The 22,909-nt window shown below is 65.8% G+C and carries 26 protein-coding genes and 1 pseudogene; 10 read left to right on the top strand and 17 right to left on the bottom strand.

Features of this window, described 5'->3' with window-relative positions; genetic code table 11:
* Window positions 1–1,110 (bottom strand): oxygenase MpaB family protein, encoded by a 1,110-nt coding sequence (locus AC4JJG_RS05550; RefSeq protein ID WP_495399936.1) that lies wholly within the window; start codon window positions 1,108–1,110, stop codon window positions 1–3.
* Window positions 1,111–1,216: 106 nt separating this feature from the next.
* On the opposite strand from AC4JJG_RS05550, the gene AC4JJG_RS05545 reads away from it, so the two are divergent.
* The 4 genes and pseudogenes from AC4JJG_RS05545 (at window position 1,217) to AC4JJG_RS05530 (ending at window position 4,887) form a co-directional block, all read left to right on the top strand.
* Window positions 1,217–1,810: a TetR/AcrR family transcriptional regulator gene (locus AC4JJG_RS05545; RefSeq protein ID WP_495399935.1), complete on the top strand. Its 594-nt coding sequence runs from the start codon at window positions 1,217–1,219 to the stop codon at window positions 1,808–1,810.
* A 317-nt stretch (window positions 1,811–2,127) separates the two neighbouring features.
* Window positions 2,128–2,283 (top strand): annotated as a pseudogene (locus AC4JJG_RS05540) (zinc transporter permease); the annotation flags it as partial.
* A 66-nt stretch (window positions 2,284–2,349) separates the two neighbouring features.
* The gene (locus tag AC4JJG_RS05535) at window positions 2,350–3,267 is read left to right on the top strand and encodes an NAD-dependent epimerase/dehydratase family protein (protein ID WP_495399934.1); all 918 of its coding nucleotides are present in this window, start codon (window positions 2,350–2,352) and stop codon (window positions 3,265–3,267) included.
* A gap of 378 nt (window positions 3,268–3,645) precedes the next feature.
* On the top strand, window positions 3,646–4,887 hold the full coding sequence (locus AC4JJG_RS05530; protein WP_495399933.1) for a lipase family protein: 1,242 nt from the start codon (window positions 3,646–3,648) through the stop codon (window positions 4,885–4,887).
* Here the strand turns inward: AC4JJG_RS05530 and AC4JJG_RS05525 are convergent.
* From AC4JJG_RS05525 to AC4JJG_RS05480, 10 genes are all read right to left on the bottom strand, one after another.
* Complete coding sequence (locus AC4JJG_RS05525; protein ID WP_495405745.1) at window positions 4,884–5,144, bottom strand: hypothetical protein; 261 nt, start codon at window positions 5,142–5,144, stop codon at window positions 4,884–4,886. The genes AC4JJG_RS05530 and AC4JJG_RS05525 overlap by 4 nt on opposite strands.
* Before the next feature lie 47 nt (window positions 5,145–5,191).
* Window positions 5,192–5,698: a DUF429 domain-containing protein gene (locus tag AC4JJG_RS05520; protein WP_495399931.1), complete on the bottom strand. Its 507-nt coding sequence runs from the start codon at window positions 5,696–5,698 to the stop codon at window positions 5,192–5,194.
* Complete coding sequence (locus tag AC4JJG_RS05515; protein ID WP_495399930.1) at window positions 5,691–6,116, bottom strand: DUF6817 domain-containing protein; 426 nt, start codon at window positions 6,114–6,116, stop codon at window positions 5,691–5,693. Before AC4JJG_RS05515 ends, AC4JJG_RS05520 begins: the two co-directional genes overlap by 8 nt.
* 55 nt (window positions 6,117–6,171) lie before the next feature.
* Window positions 6,172–7,149 carry a glycoside hydrolase family protein gene (locus AC4JJG_RS05510; RefSeq protein ID WP_495399929.1) on the bottom strand — a complete coding sequence of 326 codons (978 nt, stop codon included), beginning with the start codon at window positions 7,147–7,149 and terminating at the stop codon, window positions 6,172–6,174.
* 69 nt (window positions 7,150–7,218) lie between these two features.
* Window positions 7,219–7,572, bottom strand: coding sequence for a DUF1801 domain-containing protein (locus tag AC4JJG_RS05505; protein ID WP_495399928.1), 354 nt, complete (start codon window positions 7,570–7,572; stop codon window positions 7,219–7,221).
* A gap of 245 nt (window positions 7,573–7,817) precedes the next feature.
* Complete coding sequence (locus tag AC4JJG_RS05500) at window positions 7,818–8,237, bottom strand: hypothetical protein (protein ID WP_495399927.1); 420 nt, start codon at window positions 8,235–8,237, stop codon at window positions 7,818–7,820.
* A 336-nt stretch (window positions 8,238–8,573) separates the two neighbouring features.
* Entirely contained in the window at window positions 8,574–9,092 is a 519-nt protein-coding gene (locus AC4JJG_RS05495; RefSeq protein ID WP_495399926.1) for a hypothetical protein, read from the bottom strand.
* 107 nt (window positions 9,093–9,199) lie between these two features.
* The gene (ychF, locus tag AC4JJG_RS05490; RefSeq protein ID WP_495399925.1) at window positions 9,200–10,279 is read right to left on the bottom strand and encodes a redox-regulated ATPase YchF; all 1,080 of its coding nucleotides are present in this window, start codon (window positions 10,277–10,279) and stop codon (window positions 9,200–9,202) included.
* Between the two features lie 6 nt (window positions 10,280–10,285).
* The gene (locus tag AC4JJG_RS05485; RefSeq protein ID WP_495399924.1) at window positions 10,286–11,560 is read right to left on the bottom strand and encodes an AI-2E family transporter; all 1,275 of its coding nucleotides are present in this window, start codon (window positions 11,558–11,560) and stop codon (window positions 10,286–10,288) included.
* Between the two features lie 17 nt (window positions 11,561–11,577).
* Window positions 11,578–11,889 carry a hypothetical protein gene (locus AC4JJG_RS05480; protein ID WP_495399923.1) on the bottom strand — a complete coding sequence of 104 codons (312 nt, stop codon included), beginning with the start codon at window positions 11,887–11,889 and terminating at the stop codon, window positions 11,578–11,580.
* A 113-nt stretch (window positions 11,890–12,002) separates the two neighbouring features.
* Between AC4JJG_RS05480 and AC4JJG_RS05475 the strand changes: the two genes are divergently transcribed.
* From AC4JJG_RS05475 to AC4JJG_RS05460, 4 genes are read left to right on the top strand one after another with little or no spacing between them, the layout of a single operon-like run.
* Complete coding sequence (locus AC4JJG_RS05475) at window positions 12,003–13,547, top strand: Ada metal-binding domain-containing protein (RefSeq protein ID WP_495399922.1); 1,545 nt, start codon at window positions 12,003–12,005, stop codon at window positions 13,545–13,547.
* A gap of 28 nt (window positions 13,548–13,575) precedes the next feature.
* On the top strand, window positions 13,576–14,112 hold the full coding sequence (locus AC4JJG_RS05470; RefSeq protein WP_495399921.1) for a methylated-DNA--[protein]-cysteine S-methyltransferase: 537 nt from the start codon (window positions 13,576–13,578) through the stop codon (window positions 14,110–14,112).
* A 44-nt stretch (window positions 14,113–14,156) separates the two neighbouring features.
* A complete protein-coding gene (locus AC4JJG_RS05465; protein ID WP_495399920.1) occupies window positions 14,157–15,314 on the top strand; it encodes a DNA recombination protein RmuC in 1,158 nt (385 codons plus the stop codon).
* Window positions 15,315–15,348: 34 nt separating this feature from the next.
* A complete protein-coding gene (locus tag AC4JJG_RS05460) occupies window positions 15,349–16,359 on the top strand; it encodes a DUF6542 domain-containing protein (RefSeq protein ID WP_495399919.1) in 1,011 nt (336 codons plus the stop codon).
* Here AC4JJG_RS05460 and AC4JJG_RS05455 read toward each other — a convergent pair.
* The 5 genes from AC4JJG_RS05455 to trhO all read right to left on the bottom strand — a co-directional run bounded on the left by AC4JJG_RS05455 (window position 16,326) and on the right by trhO (window position 21,167).
* Window positions 16,326–16,907, bottom strand: coding sequence for a nucleosidase (locus AC4JJG_RS05455; protein ID WP_495400487.1), 582 nt, complete (start codon window positions 16,905–16,907; stop codon window positions 16,326–16,328). The genes AC4JJG_RS05460 and AC4JJG_RS05455 overlap by 34 nt on opposite strands.
* Window positions 16,907–17,836 carry an SDR family oxidoreductase gene (locus tag AC4JJG_RS05450; protein WP_495399918.1) on the bottom strand — a complete coding sequence of 310 codons (930 nt, stop codon included), beginning with the start codon at window positions 17,834–17,836 and terminating at the stop codon, window positions 16,907–16,909. The genes AC4JJG_RS05455 and AC4JJG_RS05450 overlap by 1 nt, the downstream gene beginning before the upstream one ends.
* Window positions 17,837–17,895: 59 nt before the next feature.
* The gene (locus AC4JJG_RS05445; RefSeq protein WP_495399917.1) at window positions 17,896–18,996 is read right to left on the bottom strand and encodes an N-acetylmuramoyl-L-alanine amidase; all 1,101 of its coding nucleotides are present in this window, start codon (window positions 18,994–18,996) and stop codon (window positions 17,896–17,898) included.
* A 171-nt stretch (window positions 18,997–19,167) separates the two neighbouring features.
* Window positions 19,168–20,286, bottom strand: a complete 1,119-nt coding sequence (locus AC4JJG_RS05440) for a CobW family GTP-binding protein (protein WP_495399916.1) — start codon at window positions 20,284–20,286, stop codon at window positions 19,168–19,170.
* Window positions 20,283–21,167 (bottom strand): oxygen-dependent tRNA uridine(34) hydroxylase TrhO, encoded by an 885-nt coding sequence (trhO, locus tag AC4JJG_RS05435; protein WP_495399915.1) that lies wholly within the window; start codon window positions 21,165–21,167, stop codon window positions 20,283–20,285. Before trhO ends, AC4JJG_RS05440 begins: the two co-directional genes overlap by 4 nt.
* Window positions 21,168–21,255: 88 nt before the next feature.
* Here trhO and AC4JJG_RS05430 point away from each other — a divergent pair, with 88 nt between their 5' ends.
* Both AC4JJG_RS05430 and AC4JJG_RS05425 read left to right on the top strand, forming a co-directional pair.
* Complete coding sequence (locus AC4JJG_RS05430; RefSeq protein ID WP_495399914.1) at window positions 21,256–21,978, top strand: hypothetical protein; 723 nt, start codon at window positions 21,256–21,258, stop codon at window positions 21,976–21,978.
* Between the two features lie 168 nt (window positions 21,979–22,146).
* Window positions 22,147–22,482 (top strand): histone-like nucleoid-structuring protein Lsr2, encoded by a 336-nt coding sequence (locus AC4JJG_RS05425; RefSeq protein ID WP_495399913.1) that lies wholly within the window; start codon window positions 22,147–22,149, stop codon window positions 22,480–22,482.
* Between the two features lie 70 nt (window positions 22,483–22,552).
* Here AC4JJG_RS05425 and AC4JJG_RS05420 read toward each other — a convergent pair whose 3' ends face one another.
* Complete coding sequence (locus AC4JJG_RS05420; protein WP_495399912.1) at window positions 22,553–22,903, bottom strand: DUF2200 domain-containing protein; 351 nt, start codon at window positions 22,901–22,903, stop codon at window positions 22,553–22,555.
* Window positions 22,904–22,909: the final 6 nt, after the last annotated feature.

Below are 22,909 nucleotides of genomic sequence, written 5' to 3'. Positions count from 1 at the left end.
CTAGCTGAAGTCCGCCTCCACCTGGTCGCGTCCGCGCACCGGATCGCTCCCGAGGACGTAGGTGGGCTCCGTGTGCGGACAGGTGGTGCCGTCGGCGACGCGACGGCGGGCGGCCGTGAACTCCGGCGCCTCCCCCATCGTGGCGTGGAGTCCGTTGATCGCGGTCCACACCGCAGCCCGACGAGCCCGTCTCTCAATGGGATTGGGCGGCTGATACATCACGAGCTGCGCCGCCCACGACGGCATCGTGTCCCGCATCGCCCAGTCCACGAAGGCCTGAGCCGGGTTGGTCACGTTGGCCCCCGTCGCCATCGCGTTGCCGTAGGTGAGGCCCAATCGGGGCAGGTAGCCATGCAGGCATTCCAGCGTCTCGGCCTTGGTGGCAGGCAGATCCTCGCCACCGAGAGCGTGCCCGACGCGCACGAATTCGCCGTAGTACCTGTCGAGTTCGGCGCCGCGCAGTGGCCGTGGGTGATAGATCTCGTGGGCCGTCGCGATGCCCCAAACAACCGTGGCGTAGTTCCACCGCAACCAGTCCGGATCGTCGGCGTCGTACGGAAGTCCGTCCGGCCGAATGCCTTTGACGGTGTGATGCATCGACCGCACGGTACGTGAGACACGCTCCGCGGTCTCGGTGGTGCCGTAGGCGGTGCCGATGAAGAACGCCAGCGAATGCCCCAACCGGACGTTCACGCTTTCCGGGCGGACTCGCGGCAGACCGGCCGGGTCGTCCGATCGCTCCACCAGGCGCGAATGGTCCATACCCATCCAGTAGATGCTCGGGTCGAGCCGCTCGAGGTAGGACGCGCACTGCAGGCCGAAGATCAGGGCGGGTGTGTGAGAGTGGACGTACCAGGTAGCACTGTCCGGGCCGAACCAGCCCGGATCACCGTAGGGCGCCTCGAACTCCATGCCGCGGAAGTACTTCGAACGCACGTTCTCGGTGAATTTGTCGTTCAGCCACTTTCCGAAGTACTGATGCGGCAGCGGTACCGGCGTCTTGACCGTGGGCATGCGAACGGCGGGAATGCGGACCGGCGGCACCTTGACGGGTGGCACCCGGACGGTCGGCGGAGCGGGAAGTCGAACAGCATCCAGCAGCGGGGCCATCGTCTCATCCTCCGTTTGTGGTAACAGGTGTAGCCAGACTACGTCTTTGGCCACAGGTGTGGCCAGACTTTCGTGCGGTTACCTGAACGCGTCGTATGCTGGGCCGATGACGAGCCCGACGCGATGGGCAGGCGTGCCGCTGGCGGACCGCCGCGCCGAGCGCAAGACCGCCCTGGTCGCGGCGGGTTTCGACATTCTCGGCACCGAGGGCGAGGCCGCACTCTCGGTACGTTCGGTCTGCCGGGCGTGCGAGTTCCACACCCGATACTTCTACGAGAGCTTCACCGACCTCGACGAGCTCGTCGGTGCGGTGTACGACCTGGTGGCACTCGACCTGACCTTCGCCATCGGCGAGGCCATGGCCGGACTGGGCGCCGGGTCCGTTCGCGCCGGACTGCGCGCGGGCATCCGAGCGGTGCTTGACTTCGGCTCCGCCGACCCGCGTCGTGGACGGATCCTGTTCACCGAGGCGCGCGCCAATCCGGTCCTCGCCGCCCGTCGCGCGGCCACCCAGGATCTACTCCGCGAGTCGGCGCTCGCCGACGATCGCATCCACACCACCGACGCGCTCACCGATCGCGTCCGGGCCGCGATGTTCACCGGCGCCATGGCCGAACTCGCCCAGGAGTGGCTCACCGGAAACCTCGGCGACGAACTCGATGACGTCGTCGACCGTGCGGTCGGCCTGTTGATGCCGTAGCCCGGTGTCACCGATACTCTCGCCACACGGAATTCACCTGAGAGACAACCCAACTGGATAATCCGGCCGGGACCGCTGTGCGGTAAAGAATTTGTGGGCCGTCGGTCGATCACCGCCGCTTCGCTCAGCGGGAAGCATTGCCTGATGGCCATCCGAGGACTAGCTTACGAAGCGAGGGTCCCGGCCCCTCCGGTGGCGCCGCCTACGTTCACTGCGCACGCGGCGCCGCGTTCGACCGGGTGTCGTCGTCATACGACATCGCCGGTCGCCAGCATGAATGTCAGGCAACTTCTGCGAACCAGGGACCAGTGATGACAAGCGCCGATCAACACACCACCGCCGAGCACACGACCGCCGAACATGAGCACGGACCGAACTGTGGCCACGAGGCCGTTCAGCACGGCGACCACGTCGATTATCTCCACGGCGATCACCGCCACGCCCTTCACGGAGATCACTACGACGAACACTGACGGCCGAACCGGCTGCGAGCAGCATCACCATTGCGGTTGCCGCTGCCGCCTGCTGGTGTGGAGGCCATGAAGGTCTTCGTCACGGGTGGCACCGGCGCGATCGGGAAGTACACGGTTCCAGCGCTGGTCGGGGCCGGCCACGACGTCACAGCTCTGGCCCGCACACCGGAGAAGGCCGCGGAAATCACGGCCGTCGGCGCCACACCGGTCACTGTCTCCCTGTTCGACAGCGACGCGTTGACCGAGGTGTTCGCGGGGCATGACGCCGTAGCGAACCTCGCGACCAGGATGCCGCCCCTCCCGCTGTTCATGAGCGTGCGCGCGTGGGGGCCGACCGAGCGTGTGCGCACCGAGGGCTCGGCGGCCGTGGTCGATGCCGCACTCGCGGCAGGCGTGCCTCGGGTCATCCAGGAATCGGTGTCCGTGCTCTATCGCGATGGCGGCAGCAATTGGGTCGACGAGGATTCGCGGGTCGAGCATTACCGCATCACCCGGGGCAACTTCGCCGCCGAGGCCGGCGCGCACCGGTTTGCCGATGCCGGTGGCACAGCGCTCATGATGCGATTCGGCATCTTCCTCGGCGCGACCGCGTCGAACAGCGAAGCCTTGCTCGCACTCGCACGTCGTCACGTCAGCCCGGTGCTCGGAAAGCCGTCCGGGTACTCGCCGTCCATCCATCTCGCCGATGCGGCGACCGCCGTGGTCGCCGCACTCCACGCACCGGCCGGCACCTACAACATCGTCGACGACATACCGCTCACCAACCGGGAGTACGGTGATGCGGCCGCCGCGGCGGTTCGGACCACCCCCTGGTTACGAGCGCCGGGCCGGGCCACGCTGCTGGCCGCCGGTCGCCTCACATCGTTGACCCGCTCACTGCGGGTGAGCAACACCAGATTTCGTGAGGCCACCGGCTGGGCACCGCGCTATCCGAGCGCACGGGAGGGCTGGATCGCCACCGCGGAGGAACTCGGTCTCCGCTGATATCGCCACCGTTGATATCCGTGCCGTACCGCGATGTCCGGCAGGCCATCGTTTGCGGCAACGAGAACCGTAGCGGCGACCGTCATCCGCCGCCGTTTGTACTCCGAGAACTTGTCAGCGACGTCGCCCGGTGCGCACCCGCTTGCGCGTCATACTGCGGGCCGCCGGCGAACACATTTACTTGCGTGCGCCATTATCTATAATTTGCTGTTGGCGAATCGGCATTTATTGGCGGCCCCGGCAATGGTTAATCGAAATGACTTGGGTTACAGTGCTGTCCGTATTCGGATAGCAATTCGAGGCTTCACCAGTGCGAGTGCACGCAAATACCGGTGGCTTCCTGCTGATCTTGCCTGAGGGGATGAGGGGAATTTACGAATGACGTCGTCGAGGCGCGCTTTCGCCAGAAAATGTGTGGCGGTCGGTACCGCAGTGATCGGTGTCGTCGCCGGGCTTTCCACTGTCTCACCAGCCACCGCGGATCCGACGCCGGTTGCCGCACCCAAGCCGCTCGCCGATCGCTTCTATGCCGCCCCGGCCGATATCGCGAAGCACAAGGCCGGTGATGTTCTGGCAGTTCGCGGCAAACCGAACCCGCCCGGCTTCGTCGATGTGCGCACATATCAGCTCAAATTCGCGAGCACCGACATGCAGGGCAAGCGGATCGCTGCGATCACCACGGTCATGGTGCCCAATCGGCACCGGGCAAACGGGCCGCTCCTTTCTTTCCAGCACGTGATCAATGCGACCGGACTGCAGTGCGCTCCGTCGCAGGCACTGTGGACGACCGATCCGAATCTCACGATCCGGGAGGCGCCGGGCCTCAACGTCGCTCTCCAGCGCGGCTGGACGGTCGCGATTCCCGACCATCTCGGTCCCCGCAGTTCGTACGGCGCGGCCAAGCTCGGCGGACAGATCACCCTGGACGGCATACGGGCCGTCAAGAAGTTCGCCCCGGCACGCGCGGCACACAGCCGCGTCGGCCTCGCCGGATACTCGGGAGGCGGCATGGCGTCGGCGTGGGCCGCCGCGCTGCAGCCGAAGTACGCGCCGGATCTGCGCCTCGCGGGCGCTGCGTACGGCGGCGTGCCGATGAACATGATCAAGATGGCCGAGGGCCTGGGCTACAACAACCCGCATCCCGCGTTCGGTCTGGCCTTCGCGGCCGCCATCGGGTTCGCCCGCGAGTATCCCGCCGACATTCCGATGAAGGCCCATCTGTCGCCGATCGGCAAGCGCATGCTCCGCGAGATGGGCAATGCGTGCACCAACGACATCCTGCGTCTGGGCGCCGGGCACAGCGCTCGCCAGGTCACCACCGGCGGACGTGCGATCTTCGACAATCGGTCGGCACGAAAGGTCGTGGAGGGCAACAGCTTGTCGCTGTACCCGGGCATCCCTCGTACGCCGGTCTTCGAATGGCACAGCCCAATCGACGCCCTGATTCCGGTTGCCTCCATCGATCACACCATCGGCCGCTACTGCCGGGCCGGTGCGCGGGTCCAGACACTCAAAACGCCTACGCCCGACCACATGTCGGCCGCGGTCCTCGGCCTGCCGTCCGCGCTGAACTTCCTGCAGGACAGGTTCGACGGAAAGCCGGCGCCGAGCAACTGTTAGTCACCGGTCGCTCGTGACACCGTCGCCGCCACCTCACCGGGTGGCGGCGACGGCGGTCCTGCGGGCAGGCAGATCCAGCCTTCGGTCCGCGCTCGCGGGAGATCCTCCCCCTCGGGCCGAATGACGTTGCCGATCCCGACTTCTCGCGCCATCAGCGCGGCGATCACGGCGTCCAGTGCGTCATCGGATTGTTCACACAGGGGCCGAAAGTCCGCCCAGTGGAGCCACGGCAGATTACGGCCGATCGCATCGATCAACTGCGTACGAGCCGCAGCACCCGTAGCGCGTTTGTACCCTCTGCTGGTCAGGCCCCACCGGGACGCGTGGCTGCCGGATACACCTCGACGACCCTTCCACCACCGGTGCGGTCGACATCGGTACCGGCACTGCGCAGCCGCGCCGCGATCATCGCCCACCGCATCGCCGGGACCGCGATCTTGTCGGACGACACACTCAACGGTGTAAGGCCCGTCCGCCGGTGGACGAACCGGTCCGTCGCACGCTGGTTGACCGATCGGCGCCAATCGATCTCCGTGTCCGGCACCGCGCGCAGAGTATCCGAGTGATGTTCGGCGACAAGAGCAACGAAGCCATCCGGCCACCCGAACGGCACGTCCACGCCCACACGATCACACGCCTCGACGACCTCGAGGATGTCGCCATCGCTCACGCCCACGCGCAGTGACTCGATCACGACCCGTGCACCGTCGTCGCGCAATACGGCACAGCCGGTCTTCGCCGCAGCCGCGGCAAGGTCGATCCCACCCCATCGTGCGGTAGCCGGTCGTTCGGTCAGGACGTGCTTACGCATCCGGACCATCAGGTGCCGGGACGAGAAGCGAGAGATCACCACGTGCGGTGTCGGGCAGCCAGTGCGTCGACCTGATCGCCAGGTCGTGGAGTGCTTTTCCGTGCTTCTGTGCGAGGTCGTCGTTGTGCTGCATCACGTCGATCTCGTTCGCGAATGTGAGAGCGACAAAGGCGCGGGTCTGCTCATCGGTCAACCGCATGTCGTCGCCGGTGAACCGGTCGGCGAGAGTAAACGAATCATCAAGCGGGAACTGCGGATAGGACATCGAACGGTCGCAGGCTCCGTAGAGGTAGACGAGCGCCTCCGCGTCCGGACCGATGACCGCACGTAGCTCACCGCGTTGCCCGGGAGCGATCAGCGCATCGTCGGCGCCACGCGACCGCGACCAGTCGGCGGCGTCATCCCTCCGCGAGGTCATGGTCGAAGGCTACGCCGAAACTCCGGCGCGGCCCGCAACCGCATCGGTCACTGAATCAGCGCTCCCGCAGAATGCCGAAGTGACGGGCCGTTCCGGAGATGCCGGGCAGTTCCCTCGGCGACGACCAGGTGCGCAGTCCGTCCCGGCTGTCGGAGTACAGATACTTTCCGCGGGTGTAGGCATCCAGATAGATCCGCCAGTTCCCGTTCGGTAGCCGGACGACGGCCGGCCCTTCGACGAGCGACCCCCACGGCCCCGGCGCGACGTAGCGATACGGGCCCCCGAGCGATGTCGCGACCGCGTGGTCGATGGTCTTCTTCGTCTCGTTCTTCGTGAACGCGTGATACGTGCCGCCGGTCTTCACGACAGTGGTGTCGATGTGGTCGGCGCGGATACCCAGCAGGGGCACAGGCGGACTCCACACGCGCAGCGACGAGTCGAGTGCGGTCATCCGATACGGCACGAAGCCGCCACCCGTCGACATCGACAGGATGAGATTCACCTGTCCCCCGTCGACGAACCATTCCGGCGCCCAGGCCTTCGTGGTGAACGGCGACAGCGACGGACCGTTACTGGAACCGGCCGACCCCGACGACCCCGGACCGCTCGAACCGCCCAGCAAGCCTCGGCCGTCTCCGGTGCCCGGCAGGAACGCGCAGCAGAACGGCACCGGATAGTTCTGCATGAACGCCCAGTTCACGCGGTCGCGGCTACGAGCGAAACCGATGTTCGCACCGTTGGCCGTGGTGTACGCGACGTAGTACATACCGTCGGAATGCTGGAAGATGCTCGCGTCGCGCACGCGGCCCGACGGCGGCCGGTACGCCGCCCTCCGCACCAGCTGGAACGATGTTCCGTCGGCCGACTTGTAGACATCCATCGCACGATCGGTGGCATTGCTGAACGCCACCATCGTGTACCGCCAGTCGGCCGGCGCGGCAGCGCTGTCGCCGGGAACCGAGACGAGTAATCCTGCGACGACCAGAATCGCCACCACACACGCGGAAAAGGCAGACCGTTTACTTCGCGTCACGAGGGGATTATGTCCGATCGCACGCGATTGCGCTCCGGTTGCGGGACAAACGCGTACCGGTTCATTCCATCAGGCGACTGCGGCGCGGACGATCTCGGTGACCCGACGCTCGGTCGCCTCGTCGAGACCGGTGAAGAACCACGCTGACGGCACCAGTAATCCGTCCTTGGCGTCATTCGATTGCGGAGCGGCCTTCTCACTCACGCCGAGAGTCATCACATCGTCATTCCGGAAGAACACGAGGACCGGAGTGCTCGCCGACTTCGCGTAGCCCGGCATCCCGTACCAGATCCGCGGCTTGAGTTCGGGCGCCGCGGTGGTGATCACCTCGTGCATCCGCTGCATGACGCTCCGCTCGGGTTCATCCATGCCGGCGATCTTGTCGATGACCTGCTTGAGGTTCTTCTCGTCTTTCGCGCTCATATTCATGTCCTTTCGTCGGCCGATGATATATCCACCGGCCCAATGGAATTGGCGCACCACACGGCGCCGCACCCCATCCGGACATGCCCTGATCGATTACAGGTCCCTCCGCGATGATTCAGATGAATGCTCACCTGGAAGCGCAGATGTGGCAGCTGCCTACCACGACACGGATGGTAACAGTCACCGGGCGCAGCATGGATCAGGTCTCGACAGGAGGCCGCCAAACACGGATGCGAATGAAGTTACAATGCCTCTGATCCTGGCACGACCGGCGACAGACTCCGACGCACCGACGCGAGCTCCTTGATCTCACGATGCAGATCGTCACGAAGCGAAACTAAGCCCGTCGTATAAGAGTCGGGATCACGCTCCGCATTCTCCAAGTAGATGTTGCACGCTCGAATCATCCGCGCGAGCGGACGCTGCAGTGGCGGCACCTGCCGCACCTGCCTACGGACGTCTCGAATCTCATCGCGAGCAAGCAATACGCTGGCGTTGGTGCGGGAGTAATCGCTAGAATCTTTCGCACCGATAGTAGTGACTGCCGATCCAGAGAAGGCGCGCCGATGAGCCAGATCGGAAATGAGTAAATTCAAAGCGAGCAATTCACCGCGACGTACATTCAGCAGATAAGTCACATATGCAATCGCGACGGTCAGCACAGCACCTATGACGGCCACGAGTACACTCGGCCAAAATGTCGTCCACATATATGAGATCTTGCCACAGTTCACACCGTCGTTAAAGTTCCCCTGCTTTCGCACGGGACTCGACACCCCGCATGCCGGTGATCCACCGTCGCTCACAACTCTCGCCCCTCGGGGTGTCGCCCGCTCCTTCCGAACGGTACGGCCCGATAAGCTCGGCGAAAATTCGTTTCCCTCTGCAGTGACAGAACCGCAATCACACGTTGGATCGGAGGTCCACCGCGTTCCAAATAATGGAACGCCATGGAACGTTATCGCCGCAGAAGTGACGTTCAGTACCAATAGTGCAGACTACTCACGGCACACCGCCCTGCCAATCCCGATGATTCCGAGCTCTACCGCCGCGTCAACTTTGCGATCGAAACGAATCTTAGAATCTTGTGTACGACACTTGACTCGCACTGCACCGAGAATCATGTCTGCATCTTCGGAATCGAGCTTTCTGATGCGGTCAACGATGTGGCCCGGCAGTGCACGCTCGACCAGTGCCTCGTACTCGAAGAGACGTTTAACTTCAGGTGCGGTCTGTGCTTCAACAAACAGAAGGTGGTGAATGGAAGCTTCGTAGATCGAGGCGTACTGCTGAACCTGCAACTGAACCTGCGCCTGCTTTGCCCAAAGGTTATCTATCCTCAGCCCCTCCCACAGTTTGTACAGGAACCTGGCTGCATAGAATTCTTGCCCAAGGCGATCACGAAGACCTTCATCCTTAATGAAATTGAAGTAGTCAACATGCCAAGAGAGGTCGCCGGGCAAGTCCGCGCTCGCATAACTTACAATGTTCGAACGAGTTGGCTCAGGAAGAGGCATCTGGAGTCCTCAGTCAGTTAGTTGGATACCAGATATTCTGTTGTCATTAGCAAAACCGTATCCGGTGCGAGCCGGCCAGCCCGCTCGAAGTTGAACGGGAAACGGGCTCAGACGTTGAAGCGGAACTCGACCACGTCCCCGTCGACCATCACGTAATCCTTGCCCTCCATGCGAACCTTGCCCGCGGCCTTGGCGGCGGCCATGGAGCCGTTGGTGTCGAGGTCGTCGAAGGACACGATCTCGGCCTTGATGAAGCCCTTCTCGAAGTCCGTGTGGATGACGCCCGCGGCCTTGGGAGCGGTGTCGCCGCGGTGGATCGTCCAGGCGCGGGCTTCCTTGGGTCCGGCGGTGAGGTAGGTCTGCAGGCCCAGGGTGTGGAAGCCGGCGCGCGCGAGGGAGCGAAGGCCGGGTTCGTCCTGACCGATCGAGTCGAGCAGTTCCTGGGCGTCGGCCTCGTCGAGTTCGAGCAGCTCGCTCTCCACCTTCGCGTCGAGGAAGACCGCGTCGGCGGGGGCGACGGCGTCGCGCAACTGCTGCTTGCGGGCGTCGTCGGTGAGGACGGATTCGTCGGAGTTGAAGACGTAGAGGAACGGCTTCGTGGTCATCAGGTGCAGTTCGCGCACCGACGACGTGTCGAAGGAATCTCCTTGCGAGAACAGGGTTTTCCCTGAGTTGAGAATTTCCTGCGCCTTCTGTGCGGCGGCAAGGGTCTCGGCGAGATCCTTGTTCTTGCGGGCGTCCTTCTCCAGACGCGGGATCGCCTTCTCCAGGGTCTGCAGGTCGGCGAGGATCAGTTCGGTCTCAATGACCTCGATGTCGGCGAGCGGGTCGACACGGCCGTCGACGTGCACCACGTCGTCGTCGGCGAAGACGCGCACGACCTGACAGATCGCGTCCGCCTCACGGATGTTCGCGAGGAACTGGTTGCCCATCCCCTCGCCCTCGGAGGCACCCTTCACGATGCCTGCGATATCGACGAAGGACACTGTCGCCGGCAGGATGCGCTCGCTGGAGAAGATCTCGGCGAGACGATCGAGTCGCGCATCCGGGAGTTCGACGACACCGATATTCGGCTCGATGGTCGCGAACGGATAGTTCGCCGCCAGGACGTCGTTCCGGGTCAGTGCATTGAACAGAGTGGACTTGCCGACGTTGGGCAGTCCGACGATACCGAGGGTGAGGCTCACGGACGGTCAGTCTATCTGCCGTGGCGGATCGTCCGAACCGGCGCTGTCGGTCCCCGACGAATCCGGCACGTCCGAGTTCGCGGAGGCCGCGGCGGCGGCCTCCTCATCGGGGTGCGGGTCGTCGTCGGGTATGCCGACATTCCCCGACACCGGCGTGCCCTCGGGAGGCAGCGCATCGCCTGCCCGTTCGGCGATCTGCTCGTTGATGTAGCGCAGGATCACCGCGAGGCAGGCGACCGCGGGCACCGCGAGGAACGCGCCCGTGATACCGAAGAGTGTGCCGCCCAGTGTCACCGAGAGCAGCACGATCACCGCGTGCAGATCCATCGACTTCGCCTGCAGCCACGGCTGCAGCACGTTGCCCTCGAGCTGCTGCACCGCGAGGATGATCGCGAGCACGATGAGCGCCGTCGTCAGGCCGTTGGACACCAGCGCGATCAACACGGCGAGCGCACCGGCGACGAACGCACCGACGATCGGAATGAATCCGCCGAGGAAGGTAATCACGATCAGCACACCGGCCAGCGGCACCTGCAGGATGAACAGGCCCGCACCGATGAGCGCCGCGTCGACGAAGCTCACGATCGCCTGGGTACGGATGAACCCGCCGAGCGTGGCCCACATGCGTTGCAGGACTTCGCCGATATGGGTGCCGGACGGCTTGCCGACGGTCCGGTCCAGCCACGGGATGAACTTCGGGCCGTCCTTGAGGAAGAAGAACACCAGCACCAGCGCGCTGAACAAGGTCACCAGAATCGATGTGGCCGTACCGACCCCACTGAACACGCCGGCAGCGATACTCGACGCGCTCTGCTGGATCTTGTCGGTGATCGTCGAGACGACATTGTCGAGTTGCTCGTCCTTCACGTTCAGCGGCGGACCCTGCACCCAGTCCTGCAGTTTGAGCACACCATCGGTGGCCCGGGACGCGAGATCCGGGGCCTGACTCACGACCGACGGCACGATCAGGGCGATCACCCCGGCGAAAGCCCCGAGGCCGATCAACATCATCAGCAACGATGCGGCGGCGGCCGGCACCCCGTGCTGCCGCATCCACCGCACCGGTGGCCACAACACCGTGCACACGATGATCGCGAACAGCACCGGGAGAACGATCACCCACATCTCCCCGAGAACCCAGAACAGCAGCCACAGAGCTACCGCGACGAGCGCGATCTGCAGGGAGACAACCGACGTGGAGCGCAGCGCGGAAAGCACAACCTGGGCGCGTGTCGGATAGGTGCGTGTTGCGTCGTCTTTCACGCCTGAATCGTCACACACTCAGTCGCCGAACTCCGTCAGCGGCGCCGGAATTTCTTCTCGAGAAATCGGGTCAACTCGTTGACGGCCTCCAACTGAACCCCGTACGGCGAAAGCTGCGGACTGGCCATCGACGGAATCCGGTCATCGCTTTCCCGCTCGACGCCCGGCACCCACGGGCCCGTGCGCTGCGACGACCCGGGTTCGTCGCGAGCCGATTCCTCGCAGGCGGCCCTAATGGTGTCGGGACCGTAGAGGCCCATCATGACCTCCACCGCCCAGGCGGGGAACTCGCAGAGCGGAATGTCCCGTCGGCCCCCGATGCCATTGCCCCCGAAAACTGTGCTCATGAACATCATCATGCCAAAGTGTTACCTGGGTCACTTACACCTTTCGGAAACCGTGTCACGGCCGTGTCCGATTCCCGCCAGAAACCTCGCCGTTCGCCTGGCACTGTGGACCCGTGAGCCGCACCGCAGTCACCCCGTCACTCGACTTCGACAGTTGTTATCGCGCCCTCGCCTCCCGGGACTCACGCTTCGACGGACAGTTCGTCGTCACCGTGCGCACCACCGGCATCTATTGCCGCCCGTCCTGTCCGGCGCAGACCCCGCGGCCGGAGAATGTGGACTTCGTACTCACCGCTGCCGCCGCCCACCAGGGCGGCTTCCGCGCCTGTCGTCGGTGTGCTCCCGACGCCGTTCCCGGCTCACCACGCTGGAACAGCAGTGCCGACCTCGCGTCGCGGGCAATGCGTCTCATCGCCGACGGCGTGGTGGAACGCCACGGCGTCGAGGGCCTCGCCGCCCGTGTCGGCTACACACCGCGCCACCTCAGCCGGGTCCTCACCGACGAACTCGGTGCCGGTCCCCTCGCCCTGGCCCGGGCACACCGGGCGGCCACCGCACGCGTCCTCATCCAGTGCACCGGGATGCCGATGGCGGACATCGCCTTCGCGGCGGGCTTCCGCAGCGTCCGGCAGTTCAACGACACCGTCCGAGAGGTTTACGCCCGCACGCCATCGCAATTGCGGGCGCTGCCCTCCGGCACGGCGCGCGGTACCGGTTCGCCGCTCGGCGGGATCACCCTCCGGCTCCCCCACCGTGAACCACTCGACGCGGCGTGGCTGCGCTGGTTCCTGACGGCGCACGCGATACCGGGCGTCGAGCACGTCGACGAGTCCGGCGGCGCGTGGTCCTATCAGCGCACGATGTCGCTGCCCCATGGTCCGGCACTGGTCACCCTCGCACCCCCCGACGGCCGGATCGCCGGCGGCCAGATCACGGCCCGGTTCGCTCACCTCGATATGCGCGACCTCGGCGTCGGCGTGAACCGGTTGAGGCGCCTGCTCGATCTCGACGCCGATTCCGCGGCGATCGACTCGGCACTCGGATCGGACGCGGTGCTGGGGCGTCTGGTCTCCCGCGCTCGGGGTATCCGGGTTCCGGGATCGGTGGATGCCGGCGAGACACTGATCCGCACGATGATCGGCCAGCAGATCAGCGTCAAAGCGGCGGGCGCCCACCTGACGCGACTGGTCACCGCACTCGGCGAGACCGTGCCTTGGGCCACCGCACAACCCGATTCCGGGCCCGACCGGCTGTTCCCGACGGCGGCGGCCGTCGCCGCGCACGGACGGGATGTGCTGACCGGACCGCGACGCCGCATCGACGCCGTCGTCGGAGCCGCTGAAGAACTCGCCGACAATCGATTGGATCCGCACGAGGGTCTTCCGACGTCTGAATTACGAGACGCATTACTGGCTCTGCCCGGAGTGGGCCCCTGGACCGCCGATTACGTGACCATGCGGGTCACCGGCGATCCCGACGTCCTGCTCGACCGGGACCTCGTGGTGATGCATGCCGCCGACGATCTGGGTGTCGACCTCTCGGCGCACGGATCGCGGTGGTCGCCCTGGCGGTCGTATGCGTCGATGCATCTGTGGCGACACCGCCTGTCGACGAACGAGCCGATACTCCAGCACCACCAGTCCGTGCCCCGCCGGTGAACCGGCCCGACCGAAACCAGGTTCCACGATGACCGAAACAGCCTCCACCACAACCTCTTCCACCGCGTACGCAACCACCCTGCCGACCCCGGACGGCCAGTTCACGGCGGTGGTGACCGACGACGACGTCGTACTCGCCTCCGGATGGACCGGCGATCCCGATTACCTGAACGCGCTCATCCACCGAGCCATCCGCCCCGCGACGATCCGCCGGTCGACGGCCCCCGGTCCGGTGCGCGACGCCGTGGAGGCGTACTACTCGGGGACGCTCACCGCGATCGACGACATCCGGGTCCGTCAACGGTCGGGCGCATTTCTCGAACACGCCTGGGAGGTCCTGCGCACCGTCCCGGCCGGTACGCCCGTCACCTACACGGCCTTCGCCGAACTGGCGGGCAACGCACCCGCGATCCGCGCAGCCGCGAGTGCCTGCGCCCGGAATGCGGCCGCACTGTTCGTCCCCTGTCACCGCGTGCTGCGCACCGACGGTTCGCTCGGCGGCTTCCGCTACGGGCTTCCGGTCAAGAAAGCCCTGCTCGAACGGGAGGCCACCGCCGCTGCCTGATCCGGCGGACCGTTTCTGTCGGACCCGGCGGGCACGATGACGCCATGTCCGTATCGGTACTCATCGCGGTTCTCGCCGGGGGCGTGATCGGCGTCCTCATCGGCTGGCTCGCACACGCGTCGCGCTCGGCTGCCGCCATCGCCGCGGCACGGGCCGAAGCCGACGCGGTCCGCGCCTCGTCGGAGCTCGCCGCGCGGTCGCTGTCGGCGGCCTCCGAGGATGCGGCACGCCGTCAGTCGTCGGCCATCGGCTCCCACGTGTCGCAGATCGTCGATCCACTGCGCTCGGTCCTGGGACAGCTGTCGGAGGAACTTCGCCGCACGGAGCATCACCGGATCAGCGCGTACGCGGGGCTGACCGAGCAGGTACGTGGCATGCACGCGGCCTCGACACAGCTCACCGACCAGACCCGGCAGCTGTCGCAGGCCCTGCACACACCACACATCCGTGGCCGTTGGGGTGAGATGCAATTGGAGCGTGTCGTCGAACTCGCCGGGATGACGAAGCACTGCGACTTCTCCACCCAGGTGTCGGCCGAGACGTCGTCGGGTGCGGCCGTCCGTCCCGATCTGGTGGTGCATCTCGCGGGCGATCGCGACATCGTCGTCGACGCCAAGGTGCCCCTGCAGGCCTATCTGGCAGCTGTCGAAGCGGGCGCACAGGAGCCCGCCGCACGGCTCTTCGCCGACCATGCGCGCGCGATCCGGACGCATATCGCCCAGCTGTCGTCGAAGGCCTACTGGTCCGCGTTCGACAACACCCCGGAGATGGTCGTGCTGTTCCTGCCGAGCGACCCGGTGCTGGAGTCCGCCGTGCGGGTCGACGCCGATCTCATGGAGTTCGCCTTCGGCAAGAACGTCATTCTGGCAACCCCGTCGACGTTGGTCGCGCTCCTGCGGACCGTCGCGCTGGGCTGGCGGCACGACGCGATGGCGCGCGACGCCGCCGTCATCCACCAACTCGGCACCGAATTGCATCAGCGGATCACCGCGGTCCTCGGACACCTGGACCGAATGGGTGGGTCGTTGCGCCGGGCGGTCGAGGCGTACAACTCCACGGTCGGGGCGATCGATTCACGACTGGGCGTGACCGCCCGGCGTCTGGCCGAACTCGATGCCCTGTCCACCGAACGTGAGGTGCAGCCGATCGAACCGATCGATGTGACCGTTCGCTCCCAATGTGCAACATCACCCCGCGCTTGACGGAAAACGGAGGACAACCCGGTACCGTCTAGATGTGTCTTCTGCCCAGCAACAGCGATCCGCGGTGCCTGCGGATCAGCAGTCGGTGTTGCCGACCGTCCGCGGTCTGCCCTGGTGGGGCGCGGTACTCGTGGCCACGGTCATCACCGCGATCGGTGCCGCCATCGACGCGAACAACACCGATGCGCTCGGCGGCGTCTTCAAGTTCTGCTACCTGCTCGGATGTGTCGCGGCCGCACTGATGGTCCGCCGCCGGGCACTGTTCACCGCGGGCGCCCAGCCACCGCTCATCGCCTTTCTCGTCGGTGTGATCACGCTGTACGGAATCAACGCCGATCAGGCGAGTTCCGGATTCAAGAGCCTGATCTTCAAGGTCCTGCTGCCGATCGCCAACGACTTTCCCTGGATGGCCCTCACCTTCCTGGTGACCCTCGGCCTGGTCATCGCACGCTGGTACCTGACACGCGGTGACGCGGCGCCGAAGCGGTCGGGGACGTCGCCGAAGGGTTCCGGAACCACTCGAACCGCCGGAAAGCCCGGCGCCAAGGGCACCGCACGGGACAAGGACGGAAGCCGTCGTCCGCGCCCCGCGACCGGACGGGCCGCGAGCGGATCGACAGCACGCAAGCGCCCGCCCCGGCCGCGGCCCGACGATGCGACCGCCGAACGGACCGAACGCAAGCGCTCGGCTTCCTCGTCGCGGCGCACCGACGCAGCACGTTCCGGCACCCGGCGCACCGACGCTCCCCGGACGACGGCCGGTCAGGCGCGTCCGAAGCGCTCCGACAGCACGTCCGCCGCGCGCTCGGCGTCGTCGGGTTCGCGCGGCGAGGGCAAGCGACCCGCACCGACGACCCGCCGCACCGCGGGTGCGATGCTCCGGGACGAAGCAGGCGAACGGATCGATCCGGTCGGCACCACCGATGCTGCGACCACCGCTACGCGCCCGCCGCGGACCAAGCTCGCTCCGGCGGCGGACCGGGCGGAGCGCAGTGGCGCAGATGCCGCAGACTATCCGTCCACGCGATCCCGTAATCGGGGCTGAACGAACTCCCCCACCCAGTTCCCGATCTGCTGGGCCGCCACGTCCACGAGGGCGGGCCAGTCGAGGGCTGCCGCATCCGCGTTGTCACTGACGACCTTCACCAGTTGCAGGGGAACCCTGAACTCCGCACACACATGAGCCAGCGCACAGGCCTCCATGTCCACCAGATCGGCCTGCTCGGCCAGTTCGTCACGGCGACGCGGATCGGAGACGAAGGTGTCGCCGGAGGCCAGCACGGTGCCGTCGCCGTCCGGAATCTCCCACCGGTCCACGACCGAGTAGCCCATCGAGCGGATGGCCGCACTGGAGATGTCGTGCTCGATCACCACCGACGGGGTGAACAGTCCGGTTCGTCCGTCCCGCAGCGCGCCCGCCGTGCCGATGTTGACGACCCGCTCGATCGGCTGATCGCCGGCCGTCGCCAGAGCGCGGGTGAGCGCCATGCTGGCCCGGACCTTGCCGATCCCGGTCACCAGAAGCCGTGTCCCGGACGGCAGATGCCGCGCCTCCGCCTCGGTGGCGGACACGACCAGCGTCGACGACCCGATCACGCGCTGGGGGTGTCGATATCGGCCTGCGAGACGGCCCGCTTGGTCGCGGGCGCGATACGCGAGAGCCGGTCGAACTGATCGTTGGCAATCCGCATCACGATCTCGTACGGCAGCGCGAACTTCCGCGCCCACCAGTAACCGAACCGGATGTCGAAGGACGTGTAGACCATGTATTTGTTGCGGCGCACGCCTTTCAGGATCGCGGCCGCAGCCTTTTCCGGTGTCACCGCGACCTTGTGAAAATTTCCGATGGCGGCCTTGACCCGCGGATCGTCACGGTCCACACCGACGATGTCGACGGTCTCGACGAGTGGCGTCGCGACGCCCCCGGGGCACACCAGCGAGACGCCGATGCCGTGGCGACGAAGATCGAAACGCAGGACCTCCGAGACACCCCGGATACCGAATTTGCTGGCGCTGTATGCCGCATGCCACGGCAGTGCGAGCAGACCGGCCGCCGACGAGACGTTGACCAGATGCCCACCTCGTCCACGCCGAACCATCTGCGGCACAAAGGATTCGATGATGTGGATGGGCCCCATGAGATTGACGTCGACGAGCGAGCGCCAATGCCGATGCTCGAGGTTCTCGACAGTGCCCCAGGCGGAGATGCCCGCGATATTCATCACCACGTCCATCACACCGACCTCGGCATCGACCTCGTTGGCAAAGGTCCGCACCCACTCGTAGTCGGACACGTCGCCGGCCTGGTGGAATTCCACCGCACCGCCGTCGGCGATGATCTCGGCGACGACCTCGTCCAGCGGCGCCGGGTGCAGGTCGGTCAGCACCAGGCGCGCACCCTCCCGTGCCGCCGCGATCGCGGTCGCGCGTCCGATGCCGCTCGCCGCCCCCGTGATGAGTACCTTCCGGCCGTGCAATGACGGCACCGGAGTGTCCATGATGATCAGATCCCGAATCCCCATGACCTCATGCTAGGGCGCGAACGCGCCGGAGAGCGGATGTTGGCGTCGAGACGCGGAGCTCAGAACGGCAGCTTGCCGCCGAAGAGCCCGTAGACGATCGGCAACATCGCGCTGAGGACCTGCGCCGACACGTCCTGTCCCTGCCCGAGCATCAGCTGTGCGATCGCCGCCGGATCGTCGGTGCCGAGCAGTTGCTGGACGAAGGGGATCACCGACGCGAGACCGGCATTCGGGTCACTCGACGGAGTCGACGTGCCGGGTGCGGCCGGAGCGGCCTGCGGCGTCGCGCCGGGGGCAGGTGCCGCGGCAGGTCCACGCACATACCCGAGGATGCCGTCGGTGATCGCCATGGCGTACTTGAGCTGGCCGTCCTTGCCCGACAGCGATGCCGCCTCCGCCGGATTCGACAGGTTGCCCATCTCGATGAACACGGCGGGCACCTTGGTCAGATTGACGGCCGCGATGTCCGGACGCGTCTGGATGCCGTCCTTCACGCCCGCGTAGTTGGCCGACGGGAAGCCCTTCTTGACGAACGCGTCACGCATGGCCGTCGACGCCTTGCGCCCGTCGCCGGACTGCACGCGATTGACCGTCGCGTCCGGGATGGGAAGCGTCGGCACGATCATGTGGAAGCCCTTCTTGGCGGCATCCGAACCCGTCGATGTGGAGTCGGCGTGCAGGCTCACGGCGACGGCCGCACCCGAGCGGCTCGCGGCGGCCGCACGCTGGTCGACGCATCCGCCCCAGCCCTTGTCGTCGGGGCGGCTGAACACCACGCGAGCACCCTGGCTCTCCACGCCCGCCTTGACGAGCTGCGCGATCTGCCAGGTAATGGTGTGCTCGGGCACGCCGTTGACTCCGGTGGCGCCGGTCGTCTTGCACGGCTTCTTGCCACCGCGACCGTCGGGCACCCGGGCGTTCAGGTTCTTGCCCGCGGCCGAGGCCTGATGACCGGGATCGAGGAAGATCGTCTTGCCGGCCAGCAGATTGCCGGCGGGTGCGGCGGGGGTCGGAGCGGCGTGGGCCTGCGGCGCAGCGGCGGTCGTAATCGTCGCGAAACCGATCGCGAGCGTGAGCGCCGACGCGGCGGCGACGGTCAGGCGGGCGCCCCGGCCCGTGGACATCGGGCGGAACCGGCGGGTCATCTCGGTCTGCGTCATCAGATGTGGGCACCGACGACCTGCGGCCGTGCCGGCACCACACCCCCTTTCGTAAAGTTACGAGGACGACGAAAGCAGCCGTAAACACATCAGCCACTTCAGTCACACTTGTAACAAGTGAAACAGGATCGGGCGCGTTTGAAAAGTCCGGGATCAGGCAGCGACGAACTGTTAGACACCTGTGACATCGGAGGTGCCGGATACCTCGGGTTCGCCGGATTCCGGCGCGGAGGCCGCTCCCGGTAGATAGCGCGTGATGCGCAGGATGCCGTATTCGTCCTCGTCGTCATCCGCGGTGACCACGGCGTTCTCGAGGGCGCGTCGGGTCTCGTCCGCGTCGAGCCCCGCCCCGATCGCGACGATCTCGGTGTGCCGCTCGGCCCCCGCCCAACTCTGCCGTTCGACGCGAACGAAGCCTCCGACGGAGTGCACGATGTATTTCTGACGATGCCCCGGGACGTCGAACGCGACGACCCCCTTGATGCGATAGCAGCCGTGCGGCGGACGCTCCAGCACCGCGGACAGCCGACGCGGATTCATCGGACGGTCGGACGCGAACGCGACCGACTCGTAGGCGTCGTGCATGTGCGCGCCGGGAGTGTGTGTGCACTCACCGCCGTCGGCGTGATCGTGGGACTCCGTGAAGAGTTCGTCGAGGGTCAGTTGCCCGCTGCGCGGTTCGTCGCGGGGCCGTTCCCCCGGATCGAAGAGCAGACCGGGATCGACGGCGGCGTCGACCGCGGTGACCATCGGTGCCGACTCATTGATCGCACGCACGGCCATGACGGTGTCCGCGAGCGCGGCCGGATCGACGAGATCGGCCTTGTTGATCACCACGAGATCGGCGACGGCCAGGTGACGATCGACCTCCGGATGCCGGGCGCGGAGTTCGTCGAGTCCGGCCGCGTCGGCGACGTACAGAAGACCGCCGTACCGCAACCGTGGATCGGTCAGCCCGGTGACCATCCGGATGAGCGTGCGCGGCTCCGCGATACCGCTCGCCTCGATCACGATGGCGTCGATTCCGGCCGACGGCCGCGCGAGCCCGGCGAGCGCCTCCTCGACACCGTCGGCGTCGACGGCACAGCACATGCACCCGTTGGACAGGCTGACCGCGCCGTCGACCTGTCCCGCGATGAGCATGGCATCGACGTTGATCGCGCCGAAGTCGTTGACCAGCACACCGATTCGCGTCCGGTCCGCCGTGCGCAGAAGATGATTGAGAAGGGTGGTCTTCCCCGAACCCAGGTAGCCGGCGAGCACGATCACCGGGATCGCCGACCTGCTCATGCCGTGTCGACCCGCTCGCGCACCGCCTCATCCGCGGCGTCCAGACAGTCCTGGCAGACGACGGCCAGATCACGGCCGAGTTCGTCCGGATAGTTGGCCACCGACCTCGTGGTCGCGCCGCAGCGCGCACAGGTGCCGATCACTTTCGCGCGGTCGGTGAAGTCGACGGTCATCCGGTCGTCGAAGACATAGAGGGAACCCTCCCACAGGCCGTCGTCGCCGTACTCCTCGCCGTACCGGACGATGCCGCCGTCGATCTGATAGACCTCCCGGAATCCGCGGGACCGCATCAGACTGCTGAGCACCTCGCAGCGCACGCCGCCCGTGCAGTAGGTGACGATCGGCCGGTCCTTCAGGTGATCGAGGTGACCGCTGTCGAGCAGAGGCACGAAATCCCGGGTGGTGCGGGCGTCGGTGACGACCGCGTCCCGGAAGCGGCCCACCTCGGCCTCGATCCGATTGCGGCCGTCCAGGAAGACGACCTCGTCACCGCGGGCGTCCACCAATTCGTGCACCTGCTGCGGACTCAGATGCGCACCGCCGCCCACCACGCCGGTGTCGTCGACGATCACCTCGTCCGGCACACCGAAGGTCACGATCTCCGGCCGTACCCGAACCGACAACCGTGGGAAGTCCTGCCCGGTGCCGTCGGACCATTTGATGTCCGCGTTCTTGAACGGGAGATACGTGCGGGTGGACTTGACGTACCTTTTCACCTGGGTGATGTCACCGCCGACGGTGCTGTTGATGCCGTGCGGGGACACGATGATCCTGCCCAGCAGGCCGTGCTGCTCGCAGAGCGACTGCTGCCACAAGCGGATGGCCTCGGGGTCGGCCAGCGGTGTGAACTTGTAGAACAACACGATCTTGGGAGTCGACACAGTGCAAGGGTACGGACCGGCCGACCGACGGCCGCGACGGAGCGGAGTCCGGCGATCGGTCATCGGCCTGGCCACCGCGGTATTCGCCATGGTGATCAGCGCCTGTTCCTTATCAACAGATACTGTTCCATCCCAAATTGTCATCCCACCTACCGATGTGTTGTCGACGGAATCGTCGGCACCCATTTCTCCGACCACCAGCGAGCTTCCGCAGGAAGACAGCGCGTCCGATTTACCGAACTGGACGATCGGTCGGGTGATCTCACTCGCACCCAGAGTTGACAATTCACGTTTCCATCAAGGATCCGTGACCGTGAATTCACCGCTTCAAGACACCTCCGGTTTTCACTTCTCGACCCCTGATCGCGCCGTGAACTGCTCAACCGGCACCAATGGCTCGGCGACCCTGGCGTGTCGTACGAAGACCCGCGGTGCGCAGCAACGCCCACGGGACACGCCCGACAACTGTCGCTGGTCACCCAATCTCGTCACACTCTCGGCCGGTGGCACAGAACAGGGCGCCTGCGCCAACCGGTATCCGGTGCTGTACCGGAGCACATTGCTTGAATTCGGGCATACGATATCGATCGCGCGCTTCTCGTGTCTCAACGAAACCGTCGGCCTGTTCTGCCTCGAATCGCGCTCCCAGGCCGGATTCTCCGTCACCGCAACAGGTTTCCGGAAGATCAATGCCGCCGATCGGGCGCCCGCCGAACTGGTGAGCGCGCCGGCGTCGGGCGCCGCCGACCTCCCGGCAACGGAAGATAACGAGCCGACTCGTACAACCACACCCGCTCGGCCCACTTCCTGATTGAGCCGATAACATTCCCGGACATACCTCGCGGAATGGTGTGGTTCTGTGCGATCGATGTATCTCTTTGGCTATGATGCAACGGAAGCAGAATAGTTCAGTAATGAGCGCGGGTCGCACAGCACGATAACCTGCCCGCAATCAACCGATGAGTCCCAGGAGTTCACCATGGCGAAGAAGGAAATCGTTCAGGTCATCGATGACATCGACGGCAAGGTCCTCGATGAATACGAGACCGTGCGGTGGGGACTCGATGGCAAGGCCTACGAGTTCGACACCTCCAGCAAGCACGCTTCGCAGTTCCGTGACGCGCTGACCAAGTATCTGGACGTCTCGCGACAGACTTCCGCACGCGGTATCAAGCGCGCCCCGTCGGCATCGGCGAGCCGCAGCAAGGAACAGACGAAAGCCATTCGCGATTGGGCGAACCAGAATGGCTATGAGGTCAGCGACCGTGGCCGTATTCCGTTGTCGGTGATCGAGGCGTTCGAAGCCGCCCACTGATCCACCAGCAGACCGAACGGCCGCCCGGCACATCCGGGCGGCCGTTCGGTGTTGATGCCGGTTCGGTCGGTCAGCTCCGCAGAATCTTGTCCATCGACTTGCCCCTGGCGAGTTCGTCGATCAGCTTGTCGAGATAGCGGATCTCCCGCATGGTCGGCTCCTCGATCGTGTCGACCTGCACCCCGCAGACCTTCCCGGTGATGAGCTGCCGATTCGGATTCATGGCGGGGGCCCGGTCGAAGAAGGTCTCGAAGTCGGTTTCCGCGGCGAGTTCCGAGGCGAGTTCGTCCGCGCTGTATCCCGTCAGCCAGCAGATGATCTCGTCGACGTCCGCCTGCGTGCGCCCCTTCTTCTCGGCTTTCGTGACGTAGTGCGGGTAGACGCTCGCAACACTCGTCGTATAGATCCGGTGCTTGGCCATACTCAC

It is taken from the genome of Gordonia sp. B8661-1 (assembly GCF_059427765.1).
The sequence above is the reverse complement of the archived record's forward strand: the minus strand, read 5'-3'. Positions and strand labels throughout refer to the sequence as shown.

Bases quoted from the DNA above. Each gene is read 5' to 3' on its own strand.
- AC4JJG_RS05550 (WP_495399936.1), bottom strand. From the start codon at position 1,110: ATGGCCCCGCTGCTGGATGCTGTTCGACTTCCCGCTCCGCCGACCGTC.
- AC4JJG_RS05545 (WP_495399935.1), top strand. From the start codon at position 1,217: ATGACGAGCCCGACGCGATGGGCAGGCGTGCCGCTGGCGGACCGCCGC.
- AC4JJG_RS05535 (WP_495399934.1), top strand. From the start codon at position 2,350: ATGAAGGTCTTCGTCACGGGTGGCACCGGCGCGATCGGGAAGTACACG.
- AC4JJG_RS05530 (WP_495399933.1), top strand. From the start codon at position 3,646: ATGACGTCGTCGAGGCGCGCTTTCGCCAGAAAATGTGTGGCGGTCGGT.
- AC4JJG_RS05520 (WP_495399931.1), bottom strand. From the start codon at position 5,698: ATGCGTAAGCACGTCCTGACCGAACGACCGGCTACCGCACGATGGGGT.
- AC4JJG_RS05515 (WP_495399930.1), bottom strand. From the start codon at position 6,116: ATGACCTCGCGGAGGGATGACGCCGCCGACTGGTCGCGGTCGCGTGGC.
- AC4JJG_RS05505 (WP_495399928.1), bottom strand. From the start codon at position 7,572: ATGAGCGCGAAAGACGAGAAGAACCTCAAGCAGGTCATCGACAAGATC.
- AC4JJG_RS05495 (WP_495399926.1), bottom strand. From the start codon at position 9,092: ATGCCTCTTCCTGAGCCAACTCGTTCGAACATTGTAAGTTATGCGAGC.
- AC4JJG_RS05480 (WP_495399923.1), bottom strand. From the start codon at position 11,889: ATGAGCACAGTTTTCGGGGGCAATGGCATCGGGGGCCGACGGGACATT.
- AC4JJG_RS05470 (WP_495399921.1), top strand. From the start codon at position 13,576: ATGACCGAAACAGCCTCCACCACAACCTCTTCCACCGCGTACGCAACC.
- AC4JJG_RS05465 (WP_495399920.1), top strand. From the start codon at position 14,157: ATGTCCGTATCGGTACTCATCGCGGTTCTCGCCGGGGGCGTGATCGGC.
- AC4JJG_RS05450 (WP_495399918.1), bottom strand. From the start codon at position 17,836: ATGGGGATTCGGGATCTGATCATCATGGACACTCCGGTGCCGTCATTG.
- AC4JJG_RS05445 (WP_495399917.1), bottom strand. From the start codon at position 18,996: ATGACGCAGACCGAGATGACCCGCCGGTTCCGCCCGATGTCCACGGGC.
- AC4JJG_RS05440 (WP_495399916.1), bottom strand. From the start codon at position 20,286: ATGAGCAGGTCGGCGATCCCGGTGATCGTGCTCGCCGGCTACCTGGGT.
- AC4JJG_RS05430 (WP_495399914.1), top strand. From the start codon at position 21,256: ATGGTGATCAGCGCCTGTTCCTTATCAACAGATACTGTTCCATCCCAA.
- AC4JJG_RS05425 (WP_495399913.1), top strand. From the start codon at position 22,147: ATGGCGAAGAAGGAAATCGTTCAGGTCATCGATGACATCGACGGCAAG.
- AC4JJG_RS05420 (WP_495399912.1), bottom strand. From the start codon at position 22,903: ATGGCCAAGCACCGGATCTATACGACGAGTGTTGCGAGCGTCTACCCG.